This is a genomic window from Amycolatopsis nalaikhensis, assembly GCF_030264295.1.
Classification (GTDB): domain Bacteria; phylum Actinomycetota; class Actinomycetes; order Mycobacteriales; family Pseudonocardiaceae; genus Amycolatopsis; species Amycolatopsis nalaikhensis.
Genome location: NZ_CP127173.1, coordinates 2,152,796 through 2,178,756 on the forward strand (window position 1 = coordinate 2,152,796; position 25,961 = coordinate 2,178,756).

General features: G+C 70.0%; 31 protein-coding genes and 1 pseudogene. 18 read left to right on the forward strand and 14 right to left on the reverse strand.

The features are described 5' to 3' along the window. Positions 1 to 40: 40 nt before the first annotated feature. Entirely contained in the window at positions 41 to 1,480 is a 1,440-nt protein-coding gene (gene gnd, locus QP939_RS10460) for an NADP-dependent phosphogluconate dehydrogenase (RefSeq protein ID WP_285456462.1), read from the forward strand. 96 nt (positions 1,481 to 1,576) lie between these two features. Here gnd and QP939_RS10465 read toward each other — a convergent pair whose 3' ends face one another. From QP939_RS10465 to QP939_RS10490, 6 genes are all read right to left on the reverse strand, one after another. Further along, the gene (locus QP939_RS10465; protein WP_285456463.1) at positions 1,577 to 2,314 is read right to left on the reverse strand and encodes a Clp protease N-terminal domain-containing protein; all 738 of its coding nucleotides are present in this window, start codon (positions 2,312 to 2,314) and stop codon (positions 1,577 to 1,579) included. 51 nt (positions 2,315 to 2,365) lie between these two features. Then, positions 2,366 to 3,538, reverse strand: coding sequence for a 4-hydroxybenzoate 3-monooxygenase (locus tag QP939_RS10470; protein ID WP_434219642.1), 1,173 nt, complete (start codon positions 3,536 to 3,538; stop codon positions 2,366 to 2,368). Then, on the reverse strand, positions 3,538 to 4,761 hold the full coding sequence (locus QP939_RS10475) for an NAD(P)/FAD-dependent oxidoreductase (RefSeq protein WP_285456465.1): 1,224 nt from the start codon (positions 4,759 to 4,761) through the stop codon (positions 3,538 to 3,540). The genes QP939_RS10470 and QP939_RS10475 overlap by 1 nt, the downstream gene beginning before the upstream one ends. Positions 4,762 to 4,867: 106 nt before the next feature. Further along, positions 4,868 to 5,653, reverse strand: a complete 786-nt coding sequence (locus tag QP939_RS10480; RefSeq protein ID WP_285456466.1) for an IclR family transcriptional regulator — start codon at positions 5,651 to 5,653, stop codon at positions 4,868 to 4,870. Next, complete coding sequence (locus QP939_RS10485; RefSeq protein WP_285456467.1) at positions 5,650 to 5,973, reverse strand: NIPSNAP family protein; 324 nt, start codon at positions 5,971 to 5,973, stop codon at positions 5,650 to 5,652. Before QP939_RS10485 ends, QP939_RS10480 begins: the two co-directional genes overlap by 4 nt. Next, positions 5,973 to 7,112, reverse strand: a complete 1,140-nt coding sequence (locus tag QP939_RS10490; RefSeq protein ID WP_285456468.1) for a 5-methyltetrahydropteroyltriglutamate--homocysteine S-methyltransferase — start codon at positions 7,110 to 7,112, stop codon at positions 5,973 to 5,975. The genes QP939_RS10485 and QP939_RS10490 overlap by 1 nt, the downstream gene beginning before the upstream one ends. A 119-nt stretch (positions 7,113 to 7,231) precedes the next feature. Here QP939_RS10490 and QP939_RS10495 point away from each other — a divergent pair, with 119 nt between their 5' ends. After that, positions 7,232 to 8,554, forward strand: a complete 1,323-nt coding sequence (locus QP939_RS10495) for a nucleobase:cation symporter-2 family protein (RefSeq protein WP_285456469.1) — start codon at positions 7,232 to 7,234, stop codon at positions 8,552 to 8,554. On the opposite strand, the gene QP939_RS10500 is transcribed toward QP939_RS10495, so the two are convergent. Beyond that, complete coding sequence (locus QP939_RS10500; protein WP_285456470.1) at positions 8,505 to 9,080, reverse strand: TetR/AcrR family transcriptional regulator; 576 nt, start codon at positions 9,078 to 9,080, stop codon at positions 8,505 to 8,507. The two genes, QP939_RS10495 and QP939_RS10500, sit on opposite strands and share 50 nt — an antisense overlap. 88 nt (positions 9,081 to 9,168) lie before the next feature. Between QP939_RS10500 and QP939_RS10505 the strand changes: the two genes are divergently transcribed. Beyond that, positions 9,169 to 9,624 carry a pyridoxamine 5'-phosphate oxidase family protein gene (locus QP939_RS10505; RefSeq protein ID WP_285456471.1) on the forward strand — a complete coding sequence of 152 codons (456 nt, stop codon included), beginning with the start codon at positions 9,169 to 9,171 and terminating at the stop codon, positions 9,622 to 9,624. On the opposite strand, the gene QP939_RS10510 is transcribed toward QP939_RS10505, so the two are convergent. Further along, positions 9,611 to 10,129 carry a hypothetical protein gene (locus QP939_RS10510; protein WP_285456472.1) on the reverse strand — a complete coding sequence of 173 codons (519 nt, stop codon included), beginning with the start codon at positions 10,127 to 10,129 and terminating at the stop codon, positions 9,611 to 9,613. The genes QP939_RS10505 and QP939_RS10510 overlap by 14 nt on opposite strands. Positions 10,130 to 10,298: 169 nt before the next feature. Between QP939_RS10510 and QP939_RS10515 the strand changes: the two genes are divergently transcribed. Continuing rightward, on the forward strand, positions 10,299 to 11,051 hold the full coding sequence (locus QP939_RS10515; protein ID WP_285456473.1) for a rhomboid-like protein: 753 nt from the start codon (positions 10,299 to 10,301) through the stop codon (positions 11,049 to 11,051). Between the two features lie 46 nt (positions 11,052 to 11,097). Beyond that, positions 11,098 to 13,423 (forward strand): annotated as a pseudogene (locus tag QP939_RS10520) (sensor domain-containing protein). On the opposite strand, the gene QP939_RS10525 reads toward QP939_RS10520, so the two are convergent. The 6 genes from QP939_RS10525 to QP939_RS10550 form a co-directional block, all read right to left on the reverse strand. Beyond that, complete coding sequence (locus QP939_RS10525; protein WP_285456474.1) at positions 13,417 to 14,202, reverse strand: arylamine N-acetyltransferase family protein; 786 nt, start codon at positions 14,200 to 14,202, stop codon at positions 13,417 to 13,419. The pseudogene QP939_RS10520 and the gene QP939_RS10525 sit on opposite strands and share 7 nt — an antisense overlap. Positions 14,203 to 14,235: 33 nt before the next feature. Then, positions 14,236 to 14,586 carry a YciI family protein gene (locus QP939_RS10530; RefSeq protein ID WP_285456475.1) on the reverse strand — a complete coding sequence of 117 codons (351 nt, stop codon included), beginning with the start codon at positions 14,584 to 14,586 and terminating at the stop codon, positions 14,236 to 14,238. 62 nt (positions 14,587 to 14,648) lie between these two features. After that, the gene (locus QP939_RS10535; protein ID WP_285456476.1) at positions 14,649 to 14,792 is read right to left on the reverse strand and encodes a hypothetical protein; all 144 of its coding nucleotides are present in this window, start codon (positions 14,790 to 14,792) and stop codon (positions 14,649 to 14,651) included. 38 nt (positions 14,793 to 14,830) lie between these two features. Beyond that, entirely contained in the window at positions 14,831 to 15,397 is a 567-nt protein-coding gene (locus QP939_RS10540) for a class I SAM-dependent methyltransferase (protein ID WP_285456478.1), read from the reverse strand. A 201-nt stretch (positions 15,398 to 15,598) separates the two neighbouring features. Continuing rightward, a complete protein-coding gene (locus QP939_RS10545; RefSeq protein ID WP_285456480.1) occupies positions 15,599 to 16,096 on the reverse strand; it encodes a hypothetical protein in 498 nt (165 codons plus the stop codon). A 34-nt stretch (positions 16,097 to 16,130) separates the two neighbouring features. Next, positions 16,131 to 16,598 (reverse strand): helix-turn-helix domain-containing protein, encoded by a 468-nt coding sequence (locus QP939_RS10550; RefSeq protein WP_285456482.1) that lies wholly within the window; start codon positions 16,596 to 16,598, stop codon positions 16,131 to 16,133. A 167-nt stretch (positions 16,599 to 16,765) separates the two neighbouring features. Between QP939_RS10550 and QP939_RS10555 the strand changes: the two genes are divergently transcribed. From QP939_RS10555 to QP939_RS10615, 13 genes are all read left to right on the forward strand, one after another. Continuing rightward, the gene (locus QP939_RS10555; RefSeq protein ID WP_285456483.1) at positions 16,766 to 17,026 is read left to right on the forward strand and encodes a helix-turn-helix domain-containing protein; all 261 of its coding nucleotides are present in this window, start codon (positions 16,766 to 16,768) and stop codon (positions 17,024 to 17,026) included. Beyond that, positions 17,023 to 17,928 carry a YqaJ viral recombinase family nuclease gene (locus QP939_RS10560; protein WP_285456484.1) on the forward strand — a complete coding sequence of 302 codons (906 nt, stop codon included), beginning with the start codon at positions 17,023 to 17,025 and terminating at the stop codon, positions 17,926 to 17,928. Before QP939_RS10555 ends, QP939_RS10560 begins: the two co-directional genes overlap by 4 nt. Then, entirely contained in the window at positions 17,925 to 18,731 is an 807-nt protein-coding gene (locus QP939_RS10565) for a recombinase RecT (RefSeq protein ID WP_285456486.1), read from the forward strand. The genes QP939_RS10560 and QP939_RS10565 overlap by 4 nt, the downstream gene beginning before the upstream one ends. Continuing rightward, positions 18,731 to 18,964: a hypothetical protein gene (locus QP939_RS10570; RefSeq protein ID WP_285456487.1), complete on the forward strand. Its 234-nt coding sequence runs from the start codon at positions 18,731 to 18,733 to the stop codon at positions 18,962 to 18,964. The genes QP939_RS10565 and QP939_RS10570 overlap by 1 nt, the downstream gene beginning before the upstream one ends. Then, entirely contained in the window at positions 18,943 to 19,287 is a 345-nt protein-coding gene (locus tag QP939_RS10575; RefSeq protein ID WP_285456488.1) for a hypothetical protein, read from the forward strand. Before QP939_RS10570 ends, QP939_RS10575 begins: the two co-directional genes overlap by 22 nt. A 148-nt stretch (positions 19,288 to 19,435) precedes the next feature. Then, positions 19,436 to 19,672 (forward strand): hypothetical protein, encoded by a 237-nt coding sequence (locus QP939_RS10580; RefSeq protein WP_285456489.1) that lies wholly within the window; start codon positions 19,436 to 19,438, stop codon positions 19,670 to 19,672. Then, positions 19,672 to 20,550: a helix-turn-helix domain-containing protein gene (locus tag QP939_RS10585; protein ID WP_285456490.1), complete on the forward strand. Its 879-nt coding sequence runs from the start codon at positions 19,672 to 19,674 to the stop codon at positions 20,548 to 20,550. The genes QP939_RS10580 and QP939_RS10585 overlap by 1 nt, the downstream gene beginning before the upstream one ends. After that, positions 20,547 to 21,062, forward strand: coding sequence for a zinc finger domain-containing protein (locus QP939_RS10590; protein WP_285456491.1), 516 nt, complete (start codon positions 20,547 to 20,549; stop codon positions 21,060 to 21,062). Before QP939_RS10585 ends, QP939_RS10590 begins: the two co-directional genes overlap by 4 nt. 16 nt (positions 21,063 to 21,078) lie before the next feature. Continuing rightward, positions 21,079 to 21,411, forward strand: coding sequence for a hypothetical protein (locus tag QP939_RS10595; RefSeq protein WP_285456492.1), 333 nt, complete (start codon positions 21,079 to 21,081; stop codon positions 21,409 to 21,411). Next, positions 21,408 to 21,917: a WhiB family transcriptional regulator gene (locus QP939_RS10600; protein WP_285456493.1), complete on the forward strand. Its 510-nt coding sequence runs from the start codon at positions 21,408 to 21,410 to the stop codon at positions 21,915 to 21,917. Before QP939_RS10595 ends, QP939_RS10600 begins: the two co-directional genes overlap by 4 nt. Positions 21,918 to 22,592: 675 nt before the next feature. After that, positions 22,593 to 23,459 (forward strand): hypothetical protein, encoded by an 867-nt coding sequence (locus tag QP939_RS10605; protein ID WP_285456494.1) that lies wholly within the window; start codon positions 22,593 to 22,595, stop codon positions 23,457 to 23,459. Between the two features lie 100 nt (positions 23,460 to 23,559). Then, positions 23,560 to 24,084 carry a helix-turn-helix domain-containing protein gene (locus QP939_RS10610; protein ID WP_285456495.1) on the forward strand — a complete coding sequence of 175 codons (525 nt, stop codon included), beginning with the start codon at positions 23,560 to 23,562 and terminating at the stop codon, positions 24,082 to 24,084. Positions 24,085 to 24,687: 603 nt separating this feature from the next. Further along, on the forward strand, positions 24,688 to 25,938 hold the full coding sequence (locus QP939_RS10615; protein WP_285456496.1) for a PBSX family phage terminase large subunit: 1,251 nt from the start codon (positions 24,688 to 24,690) through the stop codon (positions 25,936 to 25,938). The last annotated feature ends 23 nt before the right edge of the window (positions 25,939 to 25,961 follow it).

Below are 25,961 nucleotides of genomic sequence, written 5' to 3' on the forward strand. Positions count from 1 at the left end.
ACTAGGGTCTGAATCGAGAGAGTTCTTCGGAAGGATTCGGATGAGCAAGAAGGCGAGCATCGGGGTCACCGGCCTGGCGGTCATGGGCCGCAACCTGGCCCGCAACCTGGCCCGGCACGGGCACACGGTGGCCCTGCACAACCGGTCCGAGGAGCGGACCCGCGCGCTGGTGGAGCAGTTCGGCGACGAGGGTGACTTCATCCCCGCGTACTCCGCGCAGGAGTTCGTCAACGCGCTGGAGCGGCCGCGGCAGGTCGTGATCATGGTCAAGGCGGGCGCCCCGACGGACGCCGTCATCGAGGAGTTCGCGCCGCTGCTCGAAGAGGGCGACGTGATCATCGACGCCGGCAACGCGCACTTCGCCGACACGCGCCGCCGCGAAAAGGCGCTGCGAGAGCGTGGGCTGCACTTCGTCGGCAGCGGCGTCTCCGGCGGCGAGGAAGGCGCGCTGCACGGGCCGAGCATCATGCCCGGCGGCTCGAAGGAGTCGTACGAGTCGCTCGGCCCGCTGTTCGAGGACATCTCGGCGAAGGTCGACGGCGAGCCGTGCTGCACGCACATCGGCGCGGACGGCGCGGGCCACTTCGTGAAGATGGTCCACAACGGCATCGAGTACGCCGACATGCAGCTGATCGCGGAGTCGTTCGACCTGCTGCGGCACGCGGGCGGCTACTCCCCCGCCGAGATCGCCGACGTGTTCCGCACGTGGAACACCGGGCGGCTCGACTCCTACCTGATCGAGATCACCGCCGACGTGCTCGCGCACGTCGACAAGTCGTCGGGCAAGCCGTTCGTCGACGTCGTCGAGGACGCCGCCGAGCAGAAGGGCACCGGCCGCTGGACCGTGCAGATCGGCCTCGACCTGGGTGTCCCGATCTCCGGGATCGCCGAAGCGGTCTTCGCGCGTTCGCTGTCCGGGTCGAAGTCGCTGCGCGCGGCGGCGCGTGGCCTCGGCGGTCCTTCGGCGGCGCCGCTGTCGGGTTCGTCGCTCGAGCGCTTCGCCGACGACGTCGAGCAGGCGCTGTACGCGTCGAAGGTGGTCGCGTACGCGCAGGGCTTCAACCAGATCCAGGCCGGTGCGACGGAGTACGGCTGGGACATCGACCTCGGCAAGGTCGCCTCGATCTGGCGCGGCGGCTGCATCATCCGCGCGAAGTTCCTCAACGACATCACCGCGGCCTACGCCGACGAGCCCGCGCTGCCGACGTTGCTGACGTCGGGCGGCTTCCGCAAGGCGGTCGAGGACGCGCAGGACTCGTGGCGTTCGGTGATCTCGACGGCGGTCAAGCTCGGCATCCCGACGCCGGGCTTCTCGACGGCCCTGGCGTACTACGACGGCCTCCGCGCCGACCGCCTCCCGGCGGCTTTGGTGCAGGGCCAGCGGGACTTCTTCGGTGCGCACACGTACCGCCGGGTCGACCGCGAAGGTTCGTTCCACACGGCTTGGGCCGCCGAAGGCCGCCCCGAGTCCGACGCCTGATCAGTCGCTGCTCTGACCGGGAAGACCCCCTGGTCCTGCCCGGTCAGAGCAGCGTCACCAGCAGCAGCGCGAGCACTGCCGCCGCCAGGAGAAGTTTCACTGGCCTCGCGCGGCGAGGATTTCCGCCAGCACCTCCTGGATCTTCGCCTCGGCTTTGTCCTTCTTGACGCCGAGGCCGTCGAGCACCTCGAACCCGCTGCCCTCGCGCTGTTCCAGCAGGGCCAGCAGCATGTGTTCGGTGCCGATGTAGTTGTGCCCGAGCCGCAGGCCCTCGCGCATGGTCAGCTCGAGGGTCTTCTTGGCGGCCCCCGAGAACGGGACCACGTTCGGAGCCGGGTCGACCGGCTCGGGCAGCCGGGCTTCGGCGGCTTCGCGGACGGCGTCGAGCTGCACGCCCTGGGCCAGGATCGCCCCGGCCGCCAGCGCCGCGGGCTCGGTCAGCAGGCCCAGCACGATGTGCACGGTGTCGATCTCCGGGCTGGCGTGCTCGACGGCCGCCCTCTGCGCCTCGACCAGGACGTGCCGCGCGCGGTCGGTGTAGCGGCCGTAGACGCGCTCGATCGTCCCGGCCGGGTCGCCGCCGGGGTCCACCTTCGGCACGAACCGCTTCTGGGCGGCCTGTTTCGTGACACCCATGCTGGCGCCGATGTCGGTCCACGACGCCCCGGACCGCCGGGCCTGGTCGACGAAGTGGCCGATCAGGTGGTCGGCGACCTCGCCGAGGTGCTGGCCCACGTAGACGGCGTCGGTCAGCTGGGCGAGGGCGTCCTTTTCGTTGTTGCTCTTGATGGCGCTGATCAGGTCGTCGAGCTTGATGTTGGTCGGTAAGGTCATGCGTCAACTGTAGGTTGACGCCATTCGGTCGTCAACCTTGAGTTGACGATCTCAGGCGAACGGCAGTCCGACGTAGTTTTCGGCCAGGCTGGTCGCCGCCGCCCGCGACGACGTCGTGTAGCGCAGCTGCGACAGTTGCAGCTGCCGCGCGAAGCCGTCCGCGTGCGGGTCGGTGTGCAGCATCGTCGTCATGAACCACGAGAAGTGCTCCGCGCGCCACACCCGCCGCAGGCAAGTGTCCGAATAGGACTGAGCGAGCGATTCGTCGCCGCGCAGCAACGCTTCCAGCGCCCGCGACAGCACGCGGACGTCGGCGATCGCCAGGTTCATGCCCTTCGCACCGGTCGGCGGCACGATGTGCGCGGCGTCGCCCGCCAGGAACAACCGGCCGTGGCGCAGGGGTTCGGCGACGAAGCTGCGCATCGGCGTGACGCCCTTGTCGAGGATCGGCCCTTCCCGCAGCGTGAAGTCGCCCTCGACCTCCAGCCGCGCCGTCAGCTCGGCCCAGATCCGGTCGTCGGACCAGTCGGCGACGTCTTCGCTGGGGTCGACCTGGAGGTAGAGCCGCGTGATCTCCGGCGTGCGCATGCTGTGCAGCGCGAACCCGCGCTCGTGGTGGACGTAGATCAGTTCGTGGTGCGACGGCGGCGTCCGCGCGAGCACCCCGAGCCAGGCGAAGGGGTATTCGCGCTCGTACACCGTGAGCTCACTGTCCGGAATGGACGGACGGCAGATCCCGTGGAAACCGTCGCAGCCCGCGATGGCGGCACAGTCGATGGTCTGCGCGTTGCCGTCGCTGTCGCGGTAGAGGACCCGCGGCGCCTCGCTGTCCATATCGGACAAGACGACGTCGGAGACCTCGAAGGAGATCGGGTACCCGCGTGCCTCGTGCGCGTCGATGAGGTCTTTGACGATCTCCTGCTGCCCGTACACCGTGATGCGCCGCCCGGTCAGCTCGGTCAGCGCGATCCGGTGGTCGGCGCGGTCGAACCGCAGCGACAGGCCCTCGTGCGGCATCCCCTCGGCGGCCAGCCGGTCCCCGAGCCCCAGCGACGTCAGCAGCTCGACGGTCGGCTGCTCGCACACCCCGGCCCGCACGCGCTGCCGGACGTACTCGCGGCTGCGTGCTTCCAGCACGACACAATCGATCCCGGCCTCGTGCAGCAGGAACGACAGCAGCAGCCCGGCCGGGCCGGCGCCGATCACCGCGACCTGGGTGCGCATCACGCGGCCCGCGCCTTCAGGTGCGCCTTGAGGTCGAAGTCGCTGGCTTCGAGGTCGGCGTACGCGGGCCGCGGGTCGGCGGTGAACAGCCGCCGCGCGGCGATGTGGTCGGCGGGCCGGTTCACCGACTCGACGGCGATGAGGACGTCGTCGCGGAAGGACAGCACGGAGAACTTGCCCGCGGCCGGGTCGCCCGCGACCACCGTCTTGTCGGCGCCGGACAGGATCCCGGCGATCTGCAGCTTCGCGCCCGACTGGTCGGTCCAGAACCACGGCAGGCTCGCGTACGGCTCGGGGGTGCCGGTGATCGCCGCGGCCACGCACCGGGCCTGGTCGACGGCGTTCTGCACGGACTCCAGCCGCGTCGCGGCCCCGGCCTGCACGCACGGGAAGTTCGCGCAGTCGCCGATGGCGAAGATCTTCGGGTCCTCGGTGCGCAGGTGGGCGTCGACGACGACGCCGTTGTCGACCGGCAGCCCGGCGGAGGCGGCGAGCGTCGTCTCGGGCACGACGCCGACGGCGACCACGACCAGGTCGGCGGGCAGCCGGGAGCCGTCGGACAGCTCGACCTCCCGCACCCGGTCGTCGCCGTGCAGCGCCGAGACGCCTTGGCCGAGCAGGACCGTGTGCCCGGCTTCGCGGTGCAGGGCGGCGAAGTACGCGGAGATCTCCGGCGTCGCGACGCGGCTGAGGAGCCGGTCCTGGGCCTCGACGATGGTCACCGGGCGTCCGGCGTGCGAAGCGAACTCGAGACCGATGAACCCGCCGCCGACCACGACGACGTCCTGGGCGGCGGCGAGGGATTCGCGCAGTTTGTCGGCGTCGTCGCGGGTGCGCAGGGCCAGCACGCCCGGCAGGTCCGCGCCGGGCACGGGCAGCGTCCGGTTGCGGGCACCGGTCGCGAGGACCAGGTGGTCGTAGGCCAGCTCGCGGCCGTCTTCGAGCCGCACCTTCGCGGCGGCCCGGTCGATTCCGGCGACGCGTCCGGCGACCAGCTCGATGTCCTTCTCCGCGAAGAAGTCCTCGCCCCGCAGGTGCAGCTGCTCCAGCCCGGCGGTCCCGGCCAGGTAGGCCTTCGACAGGGGCGGCCGCTGGTACGGCGCGCCCGGCTCGTCCCCGACCAGCACGACCCGGCCGTCGAAGCCGCGGTCCCGCAGGGACGCGACGGCCTGGAACCCGCTCTGCCCCGCCCCGACGACGAGAACCGTGTTCTGTGCACCCATGCCTGCCATCCGATCACAACCGCCCCGCCTCGTCGAGCAGGCCCGGTCGTGAGTGTTTAGGGCGGTTAGAACCGCCCTAAACACTCACGACAAGCCGGGGCGGGCCTTACTCGCGGCCGCCTGCCGACCTCAGGGCGCGCGGCGCCCCGAGCACGCGCGAGATCCCCCGGGCCGCGGCCCGGACCGCCGGGACTAGCGTCCGCGGGTCCGTGCCCTCGGCCGGGACGACCACGGAGATCGCCGCGGCCACTTCGTCGCTCGCGTCGTAGACCGGGGCGGCTACCGAAAGGGAGATCAGCTCGATCTGGCCGTCGCTGATCGCGTAGCCCGTGCGGCGGACGTCGGCCAGCACCCGCCGCAGCTGCTCGGACGAGCCGATCGTCTTCGGCGTGAACGTCTTGAGCGGCCCGGCGAGGACTTCCTCCTGGACCTCGGCCGGGGCGTGCGCGAGCAGCACCTGCCCGACGCCAGTCGCATGCGCCGGAAGACGCCCGCCCACCCGCGTCAGCACGTTGACCGCGCCGCGGCCGGAGATGCGCTCGACGTAGACGACCTCGGGTCCGTCGAGGACCGCCAGCTGCACGTTCTGGTGCGTGGCCTCGTAGAGGTCCTCGAGGAACGGCATCGCGCTTTCCCGCAGCTCCGCGCCGTGCGGGGCGAGCGAAGCGACTTCCCACAGCCACAACCCGACGCGGTAGACGCCCGCTTCGTCGCGCATGAGCGCGCCGCGCCGGGTCAGCTCGCCGGCCAGCCGGTGGGTGGTCGACAGCGGGAGCCCGACGCGGCGGCTCAGTTCGGAAAGGGTCAGCCGCGGCCGCTCGGCCGTGAACGCGCCCAGCAGGTCGAGGACGCGGTCCACGACCGACGGCGGCCGCTTCGCGCTGTGTCTCACGGTTCTTCGTCGTCACCAGGCAGCAGCGGGCGCATGAACGTCCGCCGGTACCGCACCACGCACCCGCTCTCGTCGCGGATCTTGTCCGCCTCGATGAAGTCCGGGTCCACGCCGAACAGCTCCCGGTACCGCTCGTAGGCGGCGAGGCTTTCGAAGCTGAACAGCGCCCTGGCTTCGTCACTCGCGCCCTCCGACGGCAGGAAGTAGCCGTGGTGGATCCCGCCTTCGCGCTGCACCAGCCGCATCCACGCGGCGGCGAAGCGTTCGAAGTCGGCGAGCTTGGCGGGGTCGATGACGTAGTCGACGACGCACGTGATCATCAGTGGCTGCCCCAGACCCGGTCGGCCGTGGCCACGATCAGCTCCAGCTTCCGCAGCTGGTCGTCCGCGGTGAGGTCGTTGCCCTCCTCGGTCGAGGAGAACCCGCACTGCGGCGAGAGGCAGAGCCGGTCGACGTCGACGTACTGCGAAGCCTCTTCGATCCGCCGCACCAGGACGTCCGGGTCCTCCAGTTCGGGCCGCTTGGTGGTGACCAGGCCGAGCACGACCTTCTTGTCCTTCGGCACGAACCGCAGGGGCTCGAAGCCGCCGGAGCGTTCGTCGTCGTACTCGAGGAAGAACCCGTCGACGGCCAGCTCCCCGAACAGCGCTTCCGCGACGAACTCGTAGCTGCCTTCCGCCGCCCACGAGGACCGGAAGTTGCCGCGGCACAGGTGGGTCGTCACGGTGAGGTCTTCGGGACGCCCTTCGAGCGCGGCGTTCATCGTCGCGATGTTGCGCAGATGCTGGGTGTCCGGGTCGCCGCCCATCCGCGCGACGAGCTCCCGCTGCGCCGGGTCGTTGAGGTAGGCGAGGCTCGTGTCGTCGAGCTGCAGGTACCGGCAGCCCAGGCCGTGCACCGCGGTGACCTGGTCTTTGTAGGCCGCGCTGAGGTCGGCGAAGAACTCCTCGAGGTCCGGGTAAACGCTCTCGCTGACCGCGGCCCGGCCGCCGCGGTAGTAGACCATGCTCGGCGACGGGATGGTCAGCTTCGGCGTCACGCCCGGGTCCACATGGGACTGGAGGAACCGGAAGTGGTCGGCGAAGATCGGCTCGTCGAGCCGCACCTTGCCGTCGACCTGCAGGCCCGGCGGGCTGAACTCGAGGTCGCCGGCCAGGTTGTGGAACTTGACGTGCAGGCGCTGGTCGCTCTTCGAGACCCCGCCGAGCGCGTAGATGAAGTCCATGTGCCAGGAGGCCCGCCGGAACTCGCCGTCGGTCGCCGAGCTCAGCCCGGCCGCCTTCTGCATCTTGATCACGTCACGGATCGCGTCGTCCTCGACCGCGCGGAGCTGCTCCGCGCCGATCTCACCGCTTTCGTGCCGCCGCCGCGCGTCACGGAGTACCGGGGGCCGAAGGAGGCTCCCGACGTGATCGGCGCGGAACGGCGGGCCCACCTGGGAAGTACCGCCCGAAGTCATGCACCGATGGTCACACATCCGGGACCGATCCGCCGCACCCGGAAACGAGATCATCACGCCCGGGACTTGCTACCGTCACGCGCACCGCGTTGGCTGTCCCCGCGGAAAGGGGCTGTGGCATGACGAAACACCCGGTCGACGAGGGCCTGCCGGCCGGCCGGCTCGCGCTGCTCGGCTTGCAGCACATGTCGATCATGTACGCCGGTTCGGTCGCGGTGCCGCTGATCGTCGGCAGCGCGCTGAAGCTGGACCCGGCGACGATCGGGCTGCTGGTCAACGCCGACCTGCTGGTCGCGGGCATCGCGACGGTGATCCAGGCGGTCGGCATCGGGAAGCTGCTGGGCATCCGGCTGCCGGTGGTGGCGGGCGCGACGTTCAGCGTCGTCAACCCGATGATCCTGATCGCGTCGCAGTACGGGCTGCCGGCGGTGTACGGCGCGATGCTGGCTTCCGGTGTGTTCGGGCTGCTCATCGCGAAGCCGTTCGCGAAGCTGATCCGGTTCTTCCCGCCGCTGGTCACGGGGACGCTGTTGCTGGTCATCGGCGTCTCGCTGCTCGGCCCGGGCGCGGGCCTGATCGCGGGCAACGACCCGACCGCGCCGGACTACGCGGCGCTGTCGCACATCTTGCTCGCGTTCGGCGTGCTGGCGCTGCTGGTCCTGTTCACGCGGGTGCTGCGCGGGTTCGCGAACCAGATCGGGCCGCTGCTGGCGCTGGCGATCGGGCTGGTGATCGCGATCCCGATGGGGCTGGTGCACTGGGACGGCCTGGGCGCGGCGAGCTGGTTCGGGCTCGCGTCGCCGTTCCACTTCGGGGCGCCGACGTTCCCGGTCGCCGCGGTGCTGTCGATGTGCGTGGTGATGCTGGTGACGTTCACCGAGTCGACGGCCGACATGATCGCGGTCGGCGAGATCACCGGCCGCCCGCCGACGGACTCCGACCTCGCGCGTGGCTTGGCGACCGACGGTTTCTCGGCGGTGCTGGGCGGCGTGATGAACTCCTTCCCCGACACGGCGTTCGCGCAGAACGTCGGCCTGGTCCGGATGACGGGGGTCCGCAGCCGCTGGGTGGTCGCGGTGACGGGCGGGATCCTGGTGCTGATGGGCCTGGTCCCGAAGATCGGCGCGTTCATCGCGGCGATCCCCCAGCCGGTGGTCGGCGGAGTCGCGGTGGTGATGTTCGCGATGGTCGCCGCGGTGGGCGCGCAGAACCTCCGCAAGGTGGAGTTTTCGGGCAACCACAACACGTTCATCGTGGCGGTCGCGCTCGGTGTCGGCCTGCTGCCGGCGTTCGCGCCCAAGATCTTCCAGCACTTCCCGGCGTGGCTGCAGACGATCTGCGGCAGTTCGATCACGGTGGCGGCGGTGCTGGCGTTCACACTGAACCTGCTGTTCAACCACCTCGGCGGACGTCGGGAGCCGGATCTGCTGGAAGCGCCGTGAGCAGCCGTTCGACGAGCTGGGCACCCGTGCCCGGCTCGACCGGACGCCGGAACAGCACGCGCAGGTACAGCGGCGCCAGGACGTAGTCGAGCACGTCGTCCACCGACGGCACCGGCTCGCCCCGCGACGCGGCCGCGTCGATCATCGCCTGCAGGTCGTCGCCGCGGGCCCGGAGGTATTCGAGGGGTTCCTCGCCGGGGGCCAGGGTCGCCACGAGCGCGCGCAGCAGGATCTGGCCGTGCCGGTCGCGCATCGAGGCTTCGACGCCTTCGGCCCAGCCGAGCAGGTCGCCGCGCAGGGAGCCGGTGTCCGGGATCGGCGACGTCGCGCGCAGGCGCGTCACGGCCGCGTCGAGGATGAGGTGGTCGCGGGTGCCCCAGCGCCGGTAGACGCTGGTCGGGTTCACGCCCGCGCGCTCGGCGATCTTCGGGATGGCGGCGTCGATCTCGCCCGCCGCGAGCAGCTCGACGACGGCTTCGTGCACCGCGTCGCGGACACGCGCGCTGCGGCCACCGGGTCGGGTCATCAGCACATCTTAAGGCGAATCCACTTGCTTTTGCGTTGCCCCTGCGGCTACCGTTAAAGCAAATCAAATGGCCTTAAGGAGACTGGGGATGGCCCGCAAGATGACCAAGGAAGAGCGCGAAGCCTTCCTCGCCGAACCGCGCGTCGGCGTGCTGAGCGTCGCCGCCGAACCCGGCCGCGCGCCGCTGACCACGCCGATCTGGTACCGCTACGAGCCGGGCGGCGACGTCCTCGTCATGACGTCGCCCGGCCTGCGCAAGACCCGGCTGATCGAGGCGGCGGGCCGGTTCGCGCTGTGCGTCCAGCAGCAGGACGGCGCCTACAAGTACGTCTCGGTCGAAGGACCGGTAGTGGACTCGTGGCCGATGACCAAGGAGGAACGACAAGCGATGGCGGCCCGCTACCTGCCACCGGAGGCGAGTGCGGCTTACACGGACGCGATGGACGACGCCCACGGGAACAACATCGCCATCGTGATGCGGCCGGAACGCTGGAACACGAGCGACTTCAGCGACGTCGCCGAGCGGCTCGCTACCAGCAGATGATCAGCAAGCACGACGGCCGGGGCGGGGCCGGGGTCGTCGTGGGCGGCGGCACGTGGCCGCCGGGGTTGGTCGTCGTGGTGACCGTGGTCCCCGGGGCGCCGGTCGTCGATGTCGTCGTCGGCGACGCGCTGTCGGTGGTGGTGGGCTCGGTCGGGTCCGTGCCCGGCACCTCGGTGACCGTGGCGCGCGGCTCGCCGGACTTCGTTTCGACGTCGCCGCCGGTGCCGCCGCCGACGCCGCCGTCGGACGGCGAGTCCGTGGCCTGGTCCGCGCCGCCCAGCCCGGTGGTGCGCTGGGGGAACGGGATGACCTGGATCTGGTCGACCGGGGACGCGTCCTGCGTGCCCTTGCCGCCCCCGAGGGCGACGAGCACCGCGGCGGCTCCGCAGCCCAGCACGACGGCGAGCATCACCGCGACCACCCGCCACCGCGACTGGCCCGGCTCCGAACGGTCGCCCCAGCCCTCGCGTACGAGCAGCTCGGCTACCGATACCTCGTCGTTCACCCCGACAGACCTTCCCGAGAGGCCTTTCGGCCGACATCGTGGCCGTATTTTTACCGCACAAAGCACCCGAATGGGTGAGGTATCGGCAAAAATTCCTCACACGGCGCGAGATCTGACCGTGGGTGACAGTCACAGCGTCTTCTAAGCTGAGTCTCGTGATACTCCCAGCATGACCGGCGAAGCTCAGCCCATGCTGCGGAAAGCGGGACAGCCGATCCCCGGGGTCGCCGTCCCGCATCCGCCCGGATCGGGGTATTTCGTCCGGTTCGTCCCGAATCCGAAATCCACCCCCTTCACTTTCGGTTACCTCGTCCTGCTCCTCGGGACGACCTTGCTGCTCAAGTTCGCCGACCCGGCGGTGAGCGCCAAGCTGCTCCAGCTCTCGAGCACCGACGCCCACAACCTGTGGCGGCGGCCGCTGACCTCCCTGCTGACCAGCGCGTTGTGGCTCTCGGACGAAGGCTGGCTCGCCTACGTCGTGATCTTCGCGATCGCCGTCGCGCCGCTGGAACGCCGGTTCGGCGCCCGCCGGGCGGCGACCGTGTTCTTCTCCGGGCACGTGCTCGCCACGCTCGTCACCGAACTGCCGGTGATGGCCCTGATCAGCACCCACGTGCTGCCGGGCTCGGCCGGGCGCTGGCTCGACATCGGCGTCAGCTACGGCTTCTTCACCACCGCGGGCGCGCTGCTGTTCCTGCTGCGCGGCCGGGCGCGGCTCGGCGCGCTGGCCGCGGTGGAGGCGTTCATCGCGGCGATCTGGCTCGCGGACGCCCCGGCGAGCCTCGACTCGGTCGTCACCCTGCTCGGCCACGCGGTCGCCGCGCACTTCGGGTTGCTGTTCTGGGGGCCGCGGCTGCGTCGCGCATCCGCAGGCCGGACCCGGATTCCGGCGGGTAGGCAGGCGCCGGAGTCGGTGGTGTAATCGACGGGCCACAGCCGAGAAGCAGCAGCATGGGGGACGGACGCGCATGGAGGCAGACTCCCTCGCCGAGCTGGTCGAGCTGAGTCCCGACGCGATCTGCGTCCACGAAGACGGCGTCCTCGTCTACGCCAACCGCGCGGCCCTCGACACGTTCGCCGCGCGGTGCGCCGACGAGGTCGTCGGCCGCCGGTTCACCGATTTCGTCGCCGCGGACTCGCTGCCCGCGGTCGTCGAGGAGCTCACGCGGCTGACCGAGCCGGGCCAGGCGACCGAGCCGGTCGAAGCGCTGATGTCGCGCCTGGACGGCAGCAAGTTCGCGGTCGAGACGGTGACGGTCCGCCTCGCCGGCCGGCCCGCGTACCAGGTCGTCATGCGCGACATCACGGCGAAGAAGGCCGCCGCCGACGCCCTCCGCTACCAGGCCGCGCTCGTGTCGCACGTCAGCGACGCTCTCATCGCCACCACCGGCGAAGGCGTCGTGACCAGCTGGAACCCGGCCGCCGAAGCCGTCTACGGGTGGAGCGCGGCCGAAGCCATCGGGCGGCGGGCGAGCGAGCTGGTCGGCGCGCCGCTCGACCTGCCGGCCATCCGGCGCGGCGGCGGCGTCGCGGAGGCGGTGCACCGGCGGCGGGACGGCGCGCCGCTGGCCGTCCGCGTCTCGGCAGCTGAAATGAACGACGGCTACGTGCTGGTCTGCGCGGACGAAACCGCGCGCCGCCGGGCCGAGCAGAACTACCGCACGGTCGTCGCGTCCCTCGACGAAGGCGTCCTGGTGATGGGTGCGAACGGGCTCATCGAGGCAGCGAACCCGGCGGCCTGCCGGATACTCGGCGTCGCCGAAGCCGACCTGCTCGGCGTCCCGTGCCACACGCTGGTGCTGTTCACCGAGTCCGGGCGGTGGATCCCGCCCGACGAGATGCCGTCGGTGCAGACGCGGCGGACCGGCGTCACGCACAACGGCCTGGTCGTACGGCTGCGCCGGCCGGACGGCCGCGACGTCTGGGTGTCTCTGAGCTGCACGGCTGCTCGACCCCGAAGACCCGGCGGCGATGGCCGTCGTGACGTCGTTCACCGACATCACCGAGACCCGCGCGATCAGCGCGCGGCTGGCGCACGACGCCACCCACGACCCGCTCACCCGGCTGGCGAACCGCACGCTGGTGCTGAGCAGGCTCGACGCGCACGACCGCGGCGCGGTCACCGTGCTGTTCCTCGACCTGGACAAGTTCAAGGTCATCAACGACTCGCTCGGGCACCCCGTCGGCGACCAGGTGCTGCGGATCGTCGGCGAGCGCCTGCGCCGCTGCTCGGGCCGCGACGACCTGGTCGGGCGGCTCGGCGGCGACGAATTCGTCGTCGTCACCGGCGAGGTGACCGAACCGGGCGAGGTGCGCGCGCTGGCCGAGCACCTGCGCGCCGCGCTGGCCGAGCCGATCGGCGTGCTGGGCAGGCAGCTGCACCTCGACGCGAGCATCGGCGTCGTGCTCGTCGGCGCGGCCGACCGCCGCAGCGCCGAGGACCTGCTGCGCGACGCGGACGTCGCGATGTACCAGGCGAAGGCGCTCGGGCGCGGCCGGCACCACTTCTTCGACGTCGGCCTGCGCGAGCGCATGCAGCGGCGGCTGCGGATGGAGCAGGACCTGCGCGACGCGGTGCAGGACGGCCAGCTCTGGCCCGCCTACCAGCCGGTGGTCGACCTGCGGACCGGCGAGATGGTGGCGGTCGAGGCGCTGCTGCGCTGGACGCACCCCCGCCACGGCCCGATCTCGCCGGCGGAGTTCATCCCGCTGGCCGAGGAGAGCGACCTGATCAACGTGATCGGCAAGGAGATGCTCCGCGCGACGACCCGCGAGCTCGCCACCCGGCGCGCCGCCGGTCTCGACCTGACGCTCAAGGTCAATCTCTCGGCCCGGCAGCTCGACGACCCGCACCTGGTGCCCGCGGTCCAGGACGCGCTGGCGAGCACCGGGCTGCCCGCGAGCGCGTTGTGCCTGGAGGTCACGGAAAGCGCTTTGATGCGCGACCAGGAAGCGGCCGCGGAAGTGCTCGCTTCCCTGCGCTCACTGGGTGTCCTGCTGGCGATCGACGATTTCGGCACGGGATATTCGTCGCTGGCGCAGCTGCGGCGGTTGACGTTGGACACGCTGAAGATCGACCGCTCGTTCATCACCGGGATCGCCGAATCGCACGACGCGGAGGCGATCGTCACGAGCATCATCGCGATGGCCCACGCGGTGGACCTGACGGTGATCGCCGAGGGCGTCGAATCCGCGGAACAGGCAGACCTGTTGCGGTCATTGGGATGCGACCAGGCGCAGGGCTACCACCTCGGCCGCCCGGTGGCGGCGGCCGAGCTGTTCGGTCCTCAGTAGACGGTCAGGAGCCGGCCGAGTTCGTCCGGGGTCAGTTCGATGCCGAGGTCCTTGAGGGTGGCGTCGAGCTCTTCGGGTACGACCGTGGTGGTTTCCTTGCTGCCATCGGGTTTTTCGACGGTGAGTTCCCGCCCGAGCAGCTTGCGGCTGACGCCGGGTTCGAGCGTCATGATCACCAGTTGTCCGGTGAACGGCGACTTCGGGTGCGTCGAGGTGTAGTGGTGGTAGACCTCGAAGTCGATGGGGTGCATCCCGTCGAGCCGGAACTCGAGGATGTCCTCGCCGTCTTTCTGCAGGGTCCACCAGCCGTCGTGGTGCTTCAGCCTCTGCGGCCACCCGGCCTGGTCGACGACCGCGCCGTCGACGAGCGGCAGCGGATCGAGGATCCCGGCCCCGTAGCCGACATCGGCGAGGAACCGCTGCCCGTCGGCTTCGGCGACGACGGTCATGTGCGTGGCGGGCCCGGGCCGCCGCGGCTGGACGCGCGCGGCGAGCCGGTGCACGCGGTAGCCGAGCCGCTCGAGGACGGCGGCGAAGAGGCCGTTCTGCTCGTAGCAGTAGCCGCCGCGCCGCCGCCCGACGAGCTTCGCGCTCACGACGTCGAGCGAAATCCCTTGGTGCTGCCCGAGAACGACGTCGACGTTCTCGAACGGGATCGCCTGGACGTGGGCCCGCATGAGGTCGCGGAGCGCTTCTTCGGACGGTTCGCGCCGTGGTTGCCCGGTCCGCGCCAGGTACGCGTCGAGGTCGAGCGCGTCGATGCCCCATTCATCGGTCATGGGTTCAGCGTGCACCCTCGACCTTGATCGAGGTCAACCCTCGTGCACGACCTTCCGCACCTCGACGGCGGTGTACTGCGCGTCGGGGATCTTCGCGGCCAGCTCGACGGCCCGAGCCTCGCTCTCGACGTCGACGACGTAGTAGCCGCAGAGGAAGGCTTCGGACTCGACGAAGCCGCCGTTGGTGGTCCGCGCGACGCCGTTCTCGACGCGGACGGTCTTGGTGTCGCCGGGTTCGGCGAGCGCCTTGGTCTCGACCATCTCGCCGGACTCGGTGATCAGCTTGATGAAGGCGCCGTGGCCTTCGTAGACCGCGTTCTTCTGGTCGTCGGTGAGGGTGGCCCAGAGGGCCGGGTTCATGTGGAGCGTCAGGAGGAATTTCATGCCCGGGGGTCGGCGCGGGTTTCGCCGTCCGGACACGGCCGCGCGTGGTTCACTCGTTCGGCCTAACGGGCAGGCTGGTCAGCCCGCGGATGCGGGGCGGCGCCGATCGCGACGTGCACGAACTCGCCGGTGTCGACGCGGACCCCGCCGATTTCCAGGCCGTCATAGCGGGCGTGCCGGTGCGGTTCGGCGATCACCCCGGTCATCGTCCGATGGTCTCGCTCACGTCACCGCGAGGGCAAGGTCAACGTCGGCTGAGGAGGAGGTACCGCTCGTCGTCGATTTCCTTGCCCCACAAGGCGGGATCGTCGAGCACCCGGACATCGGCCTCTTGGCGGTGCATGCGGACGAGGGCCCGGCATGCGTCACGGGTGAGCCCGGCACCGGTGAACCAGCGCCCCTCGACGAGGACGAGCCGCCCACCGGGCTTGAGCAACCGCACCCACCGCCCGACGGCGGCTCCGGGATCGGGCATGGCCCAGAGGACATGCCGCACGAGAACGACGTCGTAAGTTCCGGGCGGACAGGGCGGATCGGCGGCATCCCCCAGCCGAAAGTCGACGTGGACGGCTTTCCGCCGGGCGACGTCGAGCATGCGGCTGGAGAGGTCGACGCCACAGACGTCGTGCCCGGCTTCGGCGAGGAGGAGGGAGAGGCTGCCGGTCCCGCACCCGAGATCGACGACGGCGGCCGGAGCGGGCGGCATCAGCGGGAGAAGCAGGTCGGCCCAGGCTTGCCGGACGGCCGGGTCTCGAAGGCCGTGGTCGGGTTCGTCGTCGAAGGTGTCGGCTTCCGCGTCCCAGAGGTTCACGCGGACAGCATGCCGGGCCGCACCGACGAAAAAACCGCCCTGACGGATCAGGGCGGTTTTCGTTCCGGTGGCCAGGGCCGGGGTCGAACCGGCGACCTTCCGCTTTTCAGGTGTAGCTCTCCGAGCGCTGTGCTCACCTGCGGGATTGCAGGTTATCAGCAAGCGCAACCCCCAAAGTTGTACGCTCGCTAAACGATCTTGCTAGCCAGCTCGCCGGGACGATCGTAGCCGCCGCGCCGCAGAGCGGCGGACGTCGTCGAGGGCTCGACGCTCCCACGTGCCGAGCCGCTTGTGCAGCTCGTCGAATTCGCGCCGGGACAGGTCGACCACCCGAAGGCAGAGCGTACGAACGTCAACGACGAGTGCCTCGGCTACCTCGTCGGGCTCGTCGGACCACCGCAGGGCGTCGGCCAGTTCGGTGACCACGATCAGCCGACGCGACGCGGCCGCGTGCACACGTCGCTCGAGACGGGTGTCGAGCCAGTACACGCCGCAGTAGCCGAGCACGTCATCACGTCGCTCATGGTGGACGATTTCGTGCGCGACAGTGCACCGCGCTTCGGCCTGATTCAAGAGCGGGTGAATCCGAATCCGACCGCCGCGGTAGTCGCCCCATCCGGCGACGGCAGCCGACACGACGACCTCGGCGCCGAGCACCTCGGCGTGCCGGTACGGGTCATAGGCACGGCCCCATTCCATGCGTGTTCCTCCCCAACACGCGGGCGGTGGGAAGTCAGGCGCCGGTGTCCGGGCCGGGTTCGTCGGGCCGTTCGGCCTCGCTGAGCCACTCGCGTTCTTGTTGAACTCTCATCGGTTCCGTACCTGGGCTGTCGGCGACGAGCTGTAGAGAGTTACCTCGGTCAAACGTGGGATGTTTCACGTTCGCGTCGGGAACTCTCGAGGTCAGCTCGCCGAACCGCGTGTCGATCTCGTCGAGCAGCTCGCGCACCGAGTAGGCCGCGAGGCTCTGCCGGGCCTCGTTCGCCTTAAGCAATCCAGCGCCGGCGAGCAGCGGCACGAGAGGCTCGCCGAGCGCCTCGGCGACGGCTCGCGCGTTCGGGATCGTGGGCGGCGACCCGCGCTTTCGCCAATCGGATATCCGACTCTCGGACACGCCAGCGGCGCGCGCGAGGTGCGCCGGCTTCCATCCGCGTTGCTCGAGCTGCGCTTGCAGGTACGTCCACCACTGCCCGTCACTCATAGCGCCATCCTACTTCCGCAGACGGAAGTATCGACACCCGCCGCAAGTCGGTCATTCGCATACTTGCGTACACGGAAGCGTTGAAAGTCCTTTCCACCTGCCCGTATGGTCGATCTTCCGCGGGGGTTCGAGATCTTCCACACGCGGAAGCAGGAGGGGAACGTTTAGTGACATCGCACGTCCGCATCCGACCGGATGCGCTTAGCAAGATTGCCACTGCGAAGGGGCTGCGGTCGCGGTACGCGCTCGCGAAGTGTCTCGGCGTCAGTCAGTCCACCGTCGGGCGCGTACTCGACGGCGAGCAGTGGCCCGGAAACGAGTTCATCGCCGCAACGATCAAGGGGCTTGACATCCCGTTCGACGTGGTGTTCGAGGTAACCGGTGGCGACATCGCCTCGACGCCCGAGTGCGCCGGGGTGGCCGGATGAGCGCCGCCGCTGTCCGCGTGGGCACGTTCGAGCCGGGCTCGGCCGAATGGCTTGCCGCCCGCGCGTCCGCGCTCGGCGGTTCCGAGGTGGCCGCGGTTCTCGGCCTCTCGCCGTGGGAATCGCGTTTCTCGCTGTGGCACCGAAAGAAGGGCAACACCGGTCCGGCAGATGACAACGACGTCATGCGGTGGGGTCGCTGGCTCGAGGACCCTATCGCCCGCGCGTTCGCCGCGGCGCACCCTGAGTACCGCGTGCGCCGGTCCGGCACCTGGGCCAGTCGGGCGCGTCGGTGGCAGGTGGCGACGCCCGATCGGCTGCTGTCCACGCTCACCGAGCGCGCACTGCTCGAGGTGAAGACCGCGCACAACGCCGACGAGTGGGGCGAGCCGGGTACCGACGAGGTGCCGATCTACTACCGGACACAAGCCCTATGGCAGCTCGACACACTCGGCCTGTCCCGCGCGCACATCGCCGTGTTGATCTCCGGCTCGGACTACCGCGAGTACGTCGTCGACTGGAACATCGCCGAGGTTTCCGTGCTCCGCGACGCCGCCCGCGAATTCCTCGACACCCTCGAACGCGATGAACGCCCGGACATCGACGAGCACACCGCGACCTACCGCACCGTGCGCGCGCTGCACCCGCTCATTGACGACGTCGAGGTCGAGATCGCCCCGACGCTGGCCGAGCGGTATCGGGCCGCAGTCGCCGAGCACAAGGCCGCCGAGGACGCCAAGCGTCGCGCGGCCGCCGACGTGCTCGACGCGCTCGGCTCCGGCCGGCGCGCCGTAGTCGCCGGCGAGTCGATCGCCATCCGCGTACCGGGCACCGGCGACTCGCCGCCGTCGCTGCGCCCATCTCCCATCCGTTCGACACCGCAGAAGGTGAGCGCCGCAGCATGACCACTCAGACCGTCACGTCGGCCGTCGCGCAGCAGCGGGACAGCTCACCGGCCGCGCTCGTGCGCAAGTACCGCACGGACTTCGCGACCGTGCTTCCTAGCCACATCAAGCCCGAGACCTGGCTGCGCATCGCTACCGGTGCCCTGCGCCGGAGTCCGCAGCTCGCGCACGCCGCGGAGAAGAACCCGACGTCGTTGCTCGTCGCACTTCTCGATGCCGCGCGCAAGGGGCTCGAGCCAGGCACGGAGCAGTACTACCTAGTCCCGCGCAAAACCAAGCGCGGTCCCGAGGTCCTCGGCATCACCGGGTATCAAGGCGAGGTCGAACTCATGTACCGGGCCGGCGCGGTGTCCTCGGTCAAGGTCGAAGTGGTGCGCGAACACGACACCTTCGCCTACAACCCGGGCGAGCACGACCGACCGGTGCACGAGATCAACTGGCGCGCCGACCGCGGCGACCTGGTGCTCGTCTACGCCTACGCGAAGATGCGCGACGGGGCAACGAGCAACGTCTCGGTGCTCTCCGCCGACGACATCGCCGTCATTCTGTCCAAGGCCGAGGGCGCCGACTCGCCGTTCTCGCCGTGGCAGTGGAACCCCAAGGCGATGTGGCTCAAGTCGGCCGCGCACCAGCTCGCAAAGTGGGTGCCGACCAGCGCCGAGCGCGTCTGGCAGCCCGACGGCCCGCCGCCCGAGACGCCGCCGGCCGTGCCGGTCACCCTGCCCACCGCCGAGGACGTCGTCGACGCCGAAGTCGTCGACGACTGGCCGGCAGCGCCGGCAGACACCGCGGACGGTGAGTGATGACCGCGACCAGCGCGAAGGGGCTCAAGGTGATCGCCGACGAGCCGACCGACTGCTCGCCGTGCTGCCCGGAGTGTCCGATGTGCCCGGTAGTCGCCGGCCGCACGCCGGGGCAGCGGGTCTACGACATGTCCGGACACCGCGAGCTACTCGCCGACCTGGCCGAGTGGGCTCGCGAGATCCGGTCGCGATCGTGGGAGGGGTCCAAGCCGTGGCCGACCAGCTCGCCCTAGGGTTCGCCGACCGGCACGACGGCCAAGAGGCCAACCTCGCCGCCGCGGTCGCCGTAAACCGCGACTACCGGGCCGCAGCCGAGGCCGCGCTCGCCGAGCTGGTCCGCGAAGGTCGCCCGTTCACCGCCGAGGACGTCCGCAAGGCCGTTCCCAAGGACGTCGAGCCGCACTCGCCGAACGTCCTTCCGTCCGTGCTCGGCACGTGGGCCGCGCGTCGGCTGATCGTGCCGTGCGGGGAGTACCGCAGCCGCCGGCGAAGTCGTCGCGCGAGCCGTAACCGGGTGTGGATTGCTCGCGGGCCGGTCGTGGAAACGCTGTCGTAGAGCGGTTTCTTGTCACTTTGTTGTCACTTCACGCCCAACTTCTTCCTTAGCGTTTCGAGTCAACACAGCAACAGCAGCACGTCACCGACCAGTGGCGGGCGCGGTGAAGCGCGCCCGCGTCCGCCGCTGCACCACCCCAGGGGGAACCGTGATCATCGAATTTCCCAGCACCAGGACCGCGGCCGCGCCCGTACGCAAGCTCGACGCGCTCGCCGTCGAGGCCGCGCTCAACGGCCGACGCACGTACGACGAGCTGCACCCGCGCGATGTGTTCGAGGTCGTCCGAATCGCTCGCCGGCGCGGCGACACCCTCGACCAGGTCGCCGAACTGCTCGACGTGGATTTCTTCATGATTGCCGACGAGTACGCCGCAGCGGGGGCCTGATGAGCGTTCAAGCCCTGCGTTGGGCCGCCGAGCAACAGGTCGGCGGCCCCATGCCGAAACTCGTGCTCTACGCCCTGGCCGAGCACGCCAACCGCGACGGCTACGCCACGACGTCACTTACCACGCTCGAGCGTGAAACCGAGGCGTCGCGCCGAACCGTGCAGCGCGGGCTCGACACCCTCGTCGAGCGGCGGCTCATCGCCCGCACTCGACGCCAGCGAGGCACCGGTGCCGACACGTCCAGCGAGTACCGCCTCATGCTCAACCGGTCTAGCGACGGTGCCACACCGACACCCCAGGGGGAGGGACACACCGACACCCCCGAGTGTCAGAACGACACTCCCCCCGTGTCAGAACGACACCCCCGGAGTGTCGGACAGACACCCCACGCGGGTGTCACAGCGACACCCCAAGGTGAACCGGAACTACTGAACCGAACTACGGAACCAGGCCGTCACGCGCGCCCCCGCACGCGAGGCACCACCACCGCGGCGGAACTCTCGGCGACCGCGTCTCGGCCCGATGCCTACCGGCTGGTGACCTCGTGGCGCGACCAGACCGGCGCCGCCTACCGGCCGGCGACGATTCGCGCTCTCGCCAAGCAGGCCGACGGCATTTTGCGCAACGGTGGTGCGCTGGTTCCGTTGCGTGTCGCGCTCGACGAATGGGACCGCCGCCCCGACGCTCGGCCCGGTCTGCTGCCGCACCTGTACGACGACGCGGTCAAGGCCACCCGGCGCGCCGAGCGACCGCCCGCGCGTCCGCCGGTCCGCAGCGCTCGAGGCGAAAAAGTTCGGGGATGGCTCGCGCTCGCGGCCGAGCCCGCGCCCGTCGACGCCGAGCCCGTCGAGCAGCTCGCCGAGGGGATGCGCGCATGAACCGAGCCGAAGTCGCGACCCTGCTCGGCGCCGCCTCGGCCGTCGACCCGAAGGTGCCACACCCCGATCCGGACGTGCTCACGATGTGGGTCGGCATCCTCGACGACGTCCCGGCCGACGTCGCCGGCGCCGCGGTCCGTGCGCACTACCGGCACAACGACGAGACCGTCATGCCGGCCGACATCGTCGAGTACTGGCGAACGATCCGTCGCGACGCCGCCGAGCGCGAGCACAACGCCCAGTTGCGAGCCCGTGCCATCGAGCGCCCGCCGAACCTGCGCGCCATTCGAGACGGGATCGCCCGGGTTGCCGCAGCGCTCGCCATTACCCGCGGAGTCGATCCCGAGTACGCCGAGGCGGAAGTCGAGGCCCGACGCGCCTACCTTGCTGTGGCGTGCACCTGGTGCAAAGCCCGACCGGGCTCACCGTGCACCGGTCCCGGTGGCAAGCCGCTCACCAAGCAGCCCGCGCACGACGCCCGGCTCGCCGACGCCCTTGCGTCCACACGTTGACCACCAGGGGGAACCGATGAACAACCACGACGAGACCACACACGCGACCGGTCGCCGGCGCCTCCGCGCGCACGCGCGCGTCGACGCCGGCTCGGCGGACGCTTCCGGTGCAGACCACCACGGACCCGTGACGGTCGACTCGTCGGCGCTCGACCAGTTCGCCGCGTTGCTGCGCCAGGCCGGCGAGCGCGGGCCGGCCGTCGTCGAGGGCAACCTCGGCCGCCGGCTCGGCATTGCGCTCGCGGGGCTCGCGCGGCAACCGGGTACGGGGTTGCTGCCCTACCGGCTTCGTCGGCTCGCCGAGGCCATGCTCGCCGCGCCACTGCTGAGCGACAAGGCGCCGCAGTGACCCGCGGGCCGTCGTGGCGCGAGCGCGCAACGTGCCGCGGGCGCCTCGACCTCGATTTCATCGACCCGGCCGACGAGCAGATCGACCAGTGCCGCGCTGTGTGCGCCGAGTGCCCGGTTCGCGAGCTGTGCCTCGCCGAGGCGCTCACCTCCGGGGAAGCGTGGGGGATCTGGGGAGGGCTCGACGCCGACGAGCGGGCCGCGGTCGCCGAGCAGAGCGGACACCCTGCCCCGACGGTTCGGCCGGCGCACGGCACGAACGCCCGGTACGCGAAACACCGGTGCCGCTGTGCGGCGTGCACCGCGGCGCACGCCGAATACGAACGCGAGCGCCGTGCCCGTCTACGGGCGCGCAAGCGCGGCACGGTGCCGCGCGCATACGTGCTCGCCGAGCCAGTCCGGTGCGGCCGCACGTGGGCCGGTGCCGGTCAGTACGTGCTAGCGCTGCCCGGCCTCCCGATCCCCGCCGAGGCCGAACTCGACGAGCCGCTCGGCGCGGCCGCGTGACGGCACTGCCGTGCGTTTTCGCAGCTCGCGAAGTGCAGGACGGTTTTGATAGTTCGTGTAGCCTTTACCCCGTTCGTAAGTGGCTTGCCACTTACGAAAAGAGGCAGCCGAGCCGGCGGTGCAGTGAACACCACCGACCCGGCCACCAAAATGGGCTACCTCCGCCCGCGTAGCGTCCTAGCAGCCAAGCGGAGAGTCCCGGCGAGCGGCCTTGTCCAAGTGGCGAGGCCGCTCATGCCGAGGGTGTCAGCCGTCCAGCCGACCGCATCCACCCCCAACGCCCACCCATCAAGCAAGTCGGGCAGGTCGCGCCGTGGCCTTTCGGGAGGCATCCCAGGTCGGTCGCGCATCGCATCCTTCCTCGTCCTCGCGCAGCCCTTCGGATATCGAAGGAACCATTCTGCGCGGGAGCGTCGAAGCACCTCCCTGTGCTGTGAAAGCTGCGAAACGCTCGACCGTCGCCATTAAAGAGCCCTCGATTGACTTCGTGCAAACCGTCGTGAAGTCGGGGGACATCGCGCGCGGGCGCGCGCACGCGCGCGTTTAGAATGGTTCATACCAGGACTTGACTGGAAAGAAACACCAAATCTCTCGTGATTTTTGTCTCTTTCCAGGGGACTGGGTGGCCAGGTGGTGAGCCCAGTAGGTGACACCGCTAACTCGAGGCTCGAGCACATGATCAACACGTGCGCCGCCCCGTTCTGCGCCAATGCCACCACCGGCGGCACGGTTTGCCCGTCGTGCCTCGGCCGGCTCCGGTCCGACCTGGTCGACGTCGCCGAGCTGGTCGACTACCTCGAGGACACCGTCGCCCGGCTCGCTAACACCGGGCCGCCGCGGGTCGGCTCTCGGCCGGCCGAGACCGGGCTGCCGTTCAACGTCGGCGCCGCCGAGGTCCGCGACGTCGTGCACAACGTGCTCTCGACGTGGGTGCGGGACCTGTGGGAGACACACGGCTTACGCCAGCCGGTACCGACCGGCGAGACCGCACCGGACGGTACGCCGCTCACCGTCGCAGAGCTGGAACCGCTCGACCTCGACGACACCGTGCACGAAATGGCCGCGTGGCTGCGTCGACACCCGTCGTGGGTCGAGTACCACCCGGCCGGCGGCGCGCTAGTCGACGAGATCGGCGACGCCGTCGAGCAGGTCCGCCGGGCCGTCGATCTCCCGCCGGCGCGCGTGTACTGCGGGCCGTGCCCGGACTGCTCGGCCGACCTCTACGCCCGCCCCGACCGGGCCGTCGTCGCCTGTCGCGAGTGCGGAATGCACCACGACGTCGAGGCCCGGCGCGAGAAGCTGCTCGACGCCGCCCGCGACGTCGAGGCGACCGCGGCGGAGATCGCCCGCGCGTTGCCGAAACTGCTCGGCCGCGAACTGTCGGCGAACACGCTGCGCACGTGGGCGCGCGTCGGCAAGCTCGACAAACGCGAGCCCGACGAACACGGCCGACCGCGGTACCGCGTCGGCGACGTCATCGACCTTGCGCTCGTCACCCCCGCGCGAAAGCGTGTAACCCGCGAACCGGCCAGTTGTGCTTAAACTGGCGATTAGCAGCGGGTGAGCTGTACCCGCACCACGATCTGACGGCCCCGGACTACCCTCCCCCTCGGTCCGGGGCTGTCTGCTGCCCGGGGGCGAGGTGACCACCTTGCCGCGCAATCTAATCACCGACGCCGACCGGGAGCGCGTGCGCGAGCTGCACGCCGAGGGCAAGACCCGCAACGACATCGCCCGGGAGATCAACCGCTCGCCGTCCACGGTGACCGGCATCGCCCGCGCGCTCGGCCTGTCCTTCGACCGCTCGGCCACTGCCGCCGCGACCCACGCGCGCCAGGTCGACAACCGCGCCCGCCGCACCGACATCGTCGGCCGGCTCTACGGCCGTGCCGAGCGCATCCTCGGCCGCCTCGAGGCCGACCGGTACACCTTCACCGCGACCACGATCAACGGCATTGAGTCCAAGGTGCTCGACCACGTGCCAGCACCGGACGAGAAGGCGCTCGCCTCGGCGATGTCGACGCATCTCGGTGCCGCGGCCAAGCTCGAGCAGGTCGACGCCGACACCGGCGCCGAGGGCGCTCGGTCGATGCTCGGTGGGCTCGCCGAGGCGTTAGGCGTCGTTGCAATTAGTCCTCCGGAACCGATTCGTCGAAGTCTCGAATAGATTCGGGAGTCACTTCGTACTTGCCGCTGAACCAGCGATTCCCTGACCGAACCCAAGCACGAAGGTGTCGCCGCCGCACAGTTTCGAGAAACTCAAAATTTATTTTGCTTGTCGCTATCGAAAAAACTTCTACCTCGTCACCCGGTTCCACGCGAATCGGCGTCTTTACCTCACCTCTAGATCTCAATTTTTCTCGGACGACCCACTCCGTATGGCGCCGGGCCGGACGCGCCAACAGCAAAGAGATCTCCAACGGCCAGGCGATGGACCGCCAAACGACGAAATGCGGGACGCGAATAGAGGCGTCGTGCACCGTGGCAGCCTGCCGACCCTTATTGAGAACCATTACGCGCATAGTCTTGGACACTAGATCTGGATAGTTTGGGTTTGCGGCATCTTCGCCGATTCCTTCAATTCTAACGCGCAGCCGCGCACCCGAATTAATCCATGACAAGATTTGCCACAGCAGCGAACATGCTGCAATCACGAACGACAACGCGGCCACAACGAGACTCGCCCAAGCAACCTGATTCGCTCCACCCATGTCCCCAACCTATCAAGGGCTGACGTGACGGGAGAGAAGATGGGCGGAAAGGACCACCATTGGCCCACCTGCCCCTGTCCGAACCACAAATCGCGTCACTCCACCACTCAAGCGCTCGGGTTAACATTTGGTCGGGCGCAATTCGTAGCGGAAAGACGATCGCGAGCTTGTTGCGCTGGTTGATCTACGTCGCGCACGCGCCCCGCGGCGGACAACTCGTCGTTGTCGGCCGCACCCGCGACTCGGTCGCACGCAACGTCTTCGCGCCGCTGCAAGACCCGACCCTGTTCGGCGCAGTCGCCGACCATGTCCGCTACACCGCGGGCGCCCCGTCCGGCTGGATTCTCGGCCGGCAGGTGTTCGTGCTCGGCGCCTCCGACAGCAAGGCCGAGAAAGTCCTGCGCGGGCTCACGTGCGCCGGCGCGTACGTCGACGAGGTCACCGTCGTGGCCCGCGAGTTCTTCAAGCAGCTACTAGGCCGCATGTCGGCTCCGGGCGCGCAACTGTTCGGCACCACCAACCCCGACAACCCCGCGCACTGGCTGAAACACGACTACCTCGACCGGCTCGCCGAGCTACCCGACTGGCGCTCGTTCGCGTTCACCCTCGACGACAACCCCTCGTTGTCCGCCGAGTACCGGGCGAGCATCCGCCGTGAGTACACCGGCTTGTGGTTCCGTCGGTTCATCCTCGGCGAATGGGTCGCCGCCGAAGGCGCCGTGTTCGACATGTGGGACCCCGACCGGCACGTCGTACCGTGGGCCGAGCTGCCCGACCTGCGGCGGCTGCTCGCCGCAGGCGTCGACTACGGCACCACGAACGCAACCGCGGCGCTGCTGCTCGGCCTCGGCACCGACGGCCGGCTGTACCTGGTCGACGAGTGGCGCCACGACCCGGCGCACGCACGGACCCGGCTCACCGACTCCCAGCTCGCCGCCGGCCTGCGCGAGTGGCTCGACCTCGAGCACCACCCGCGCCAGCAGGGCCGGCCCGAGTTCGTGGTCGTCGACCCGGCCGCCGCGTCGTTCCGGGTGCAACTTCAGTCCGACGGCGTGCTCACCCAAGCCGCCGACAACGACGTCGCCTACGGCATCCGGACCGTGTCGAGCCTGCTCGCCGAGGACCGGTTGCGCGTCGCCGACCGGTGCCGCGGCTTCATCGCCGAGGTACCCGGCTACTCGTGGGACGACAAAGCGACCGCCGCCGGCGAGGACAAGCCGATCAAGATCGCTGATCACTCGCTCGACGGCGGCCGCTACGCCGTGACGACTACTGAGGCGCTCTGGCGGCCTGCTCTCGCCGCCGCTTGAACACCGGGTACGCCTCCGGTCTG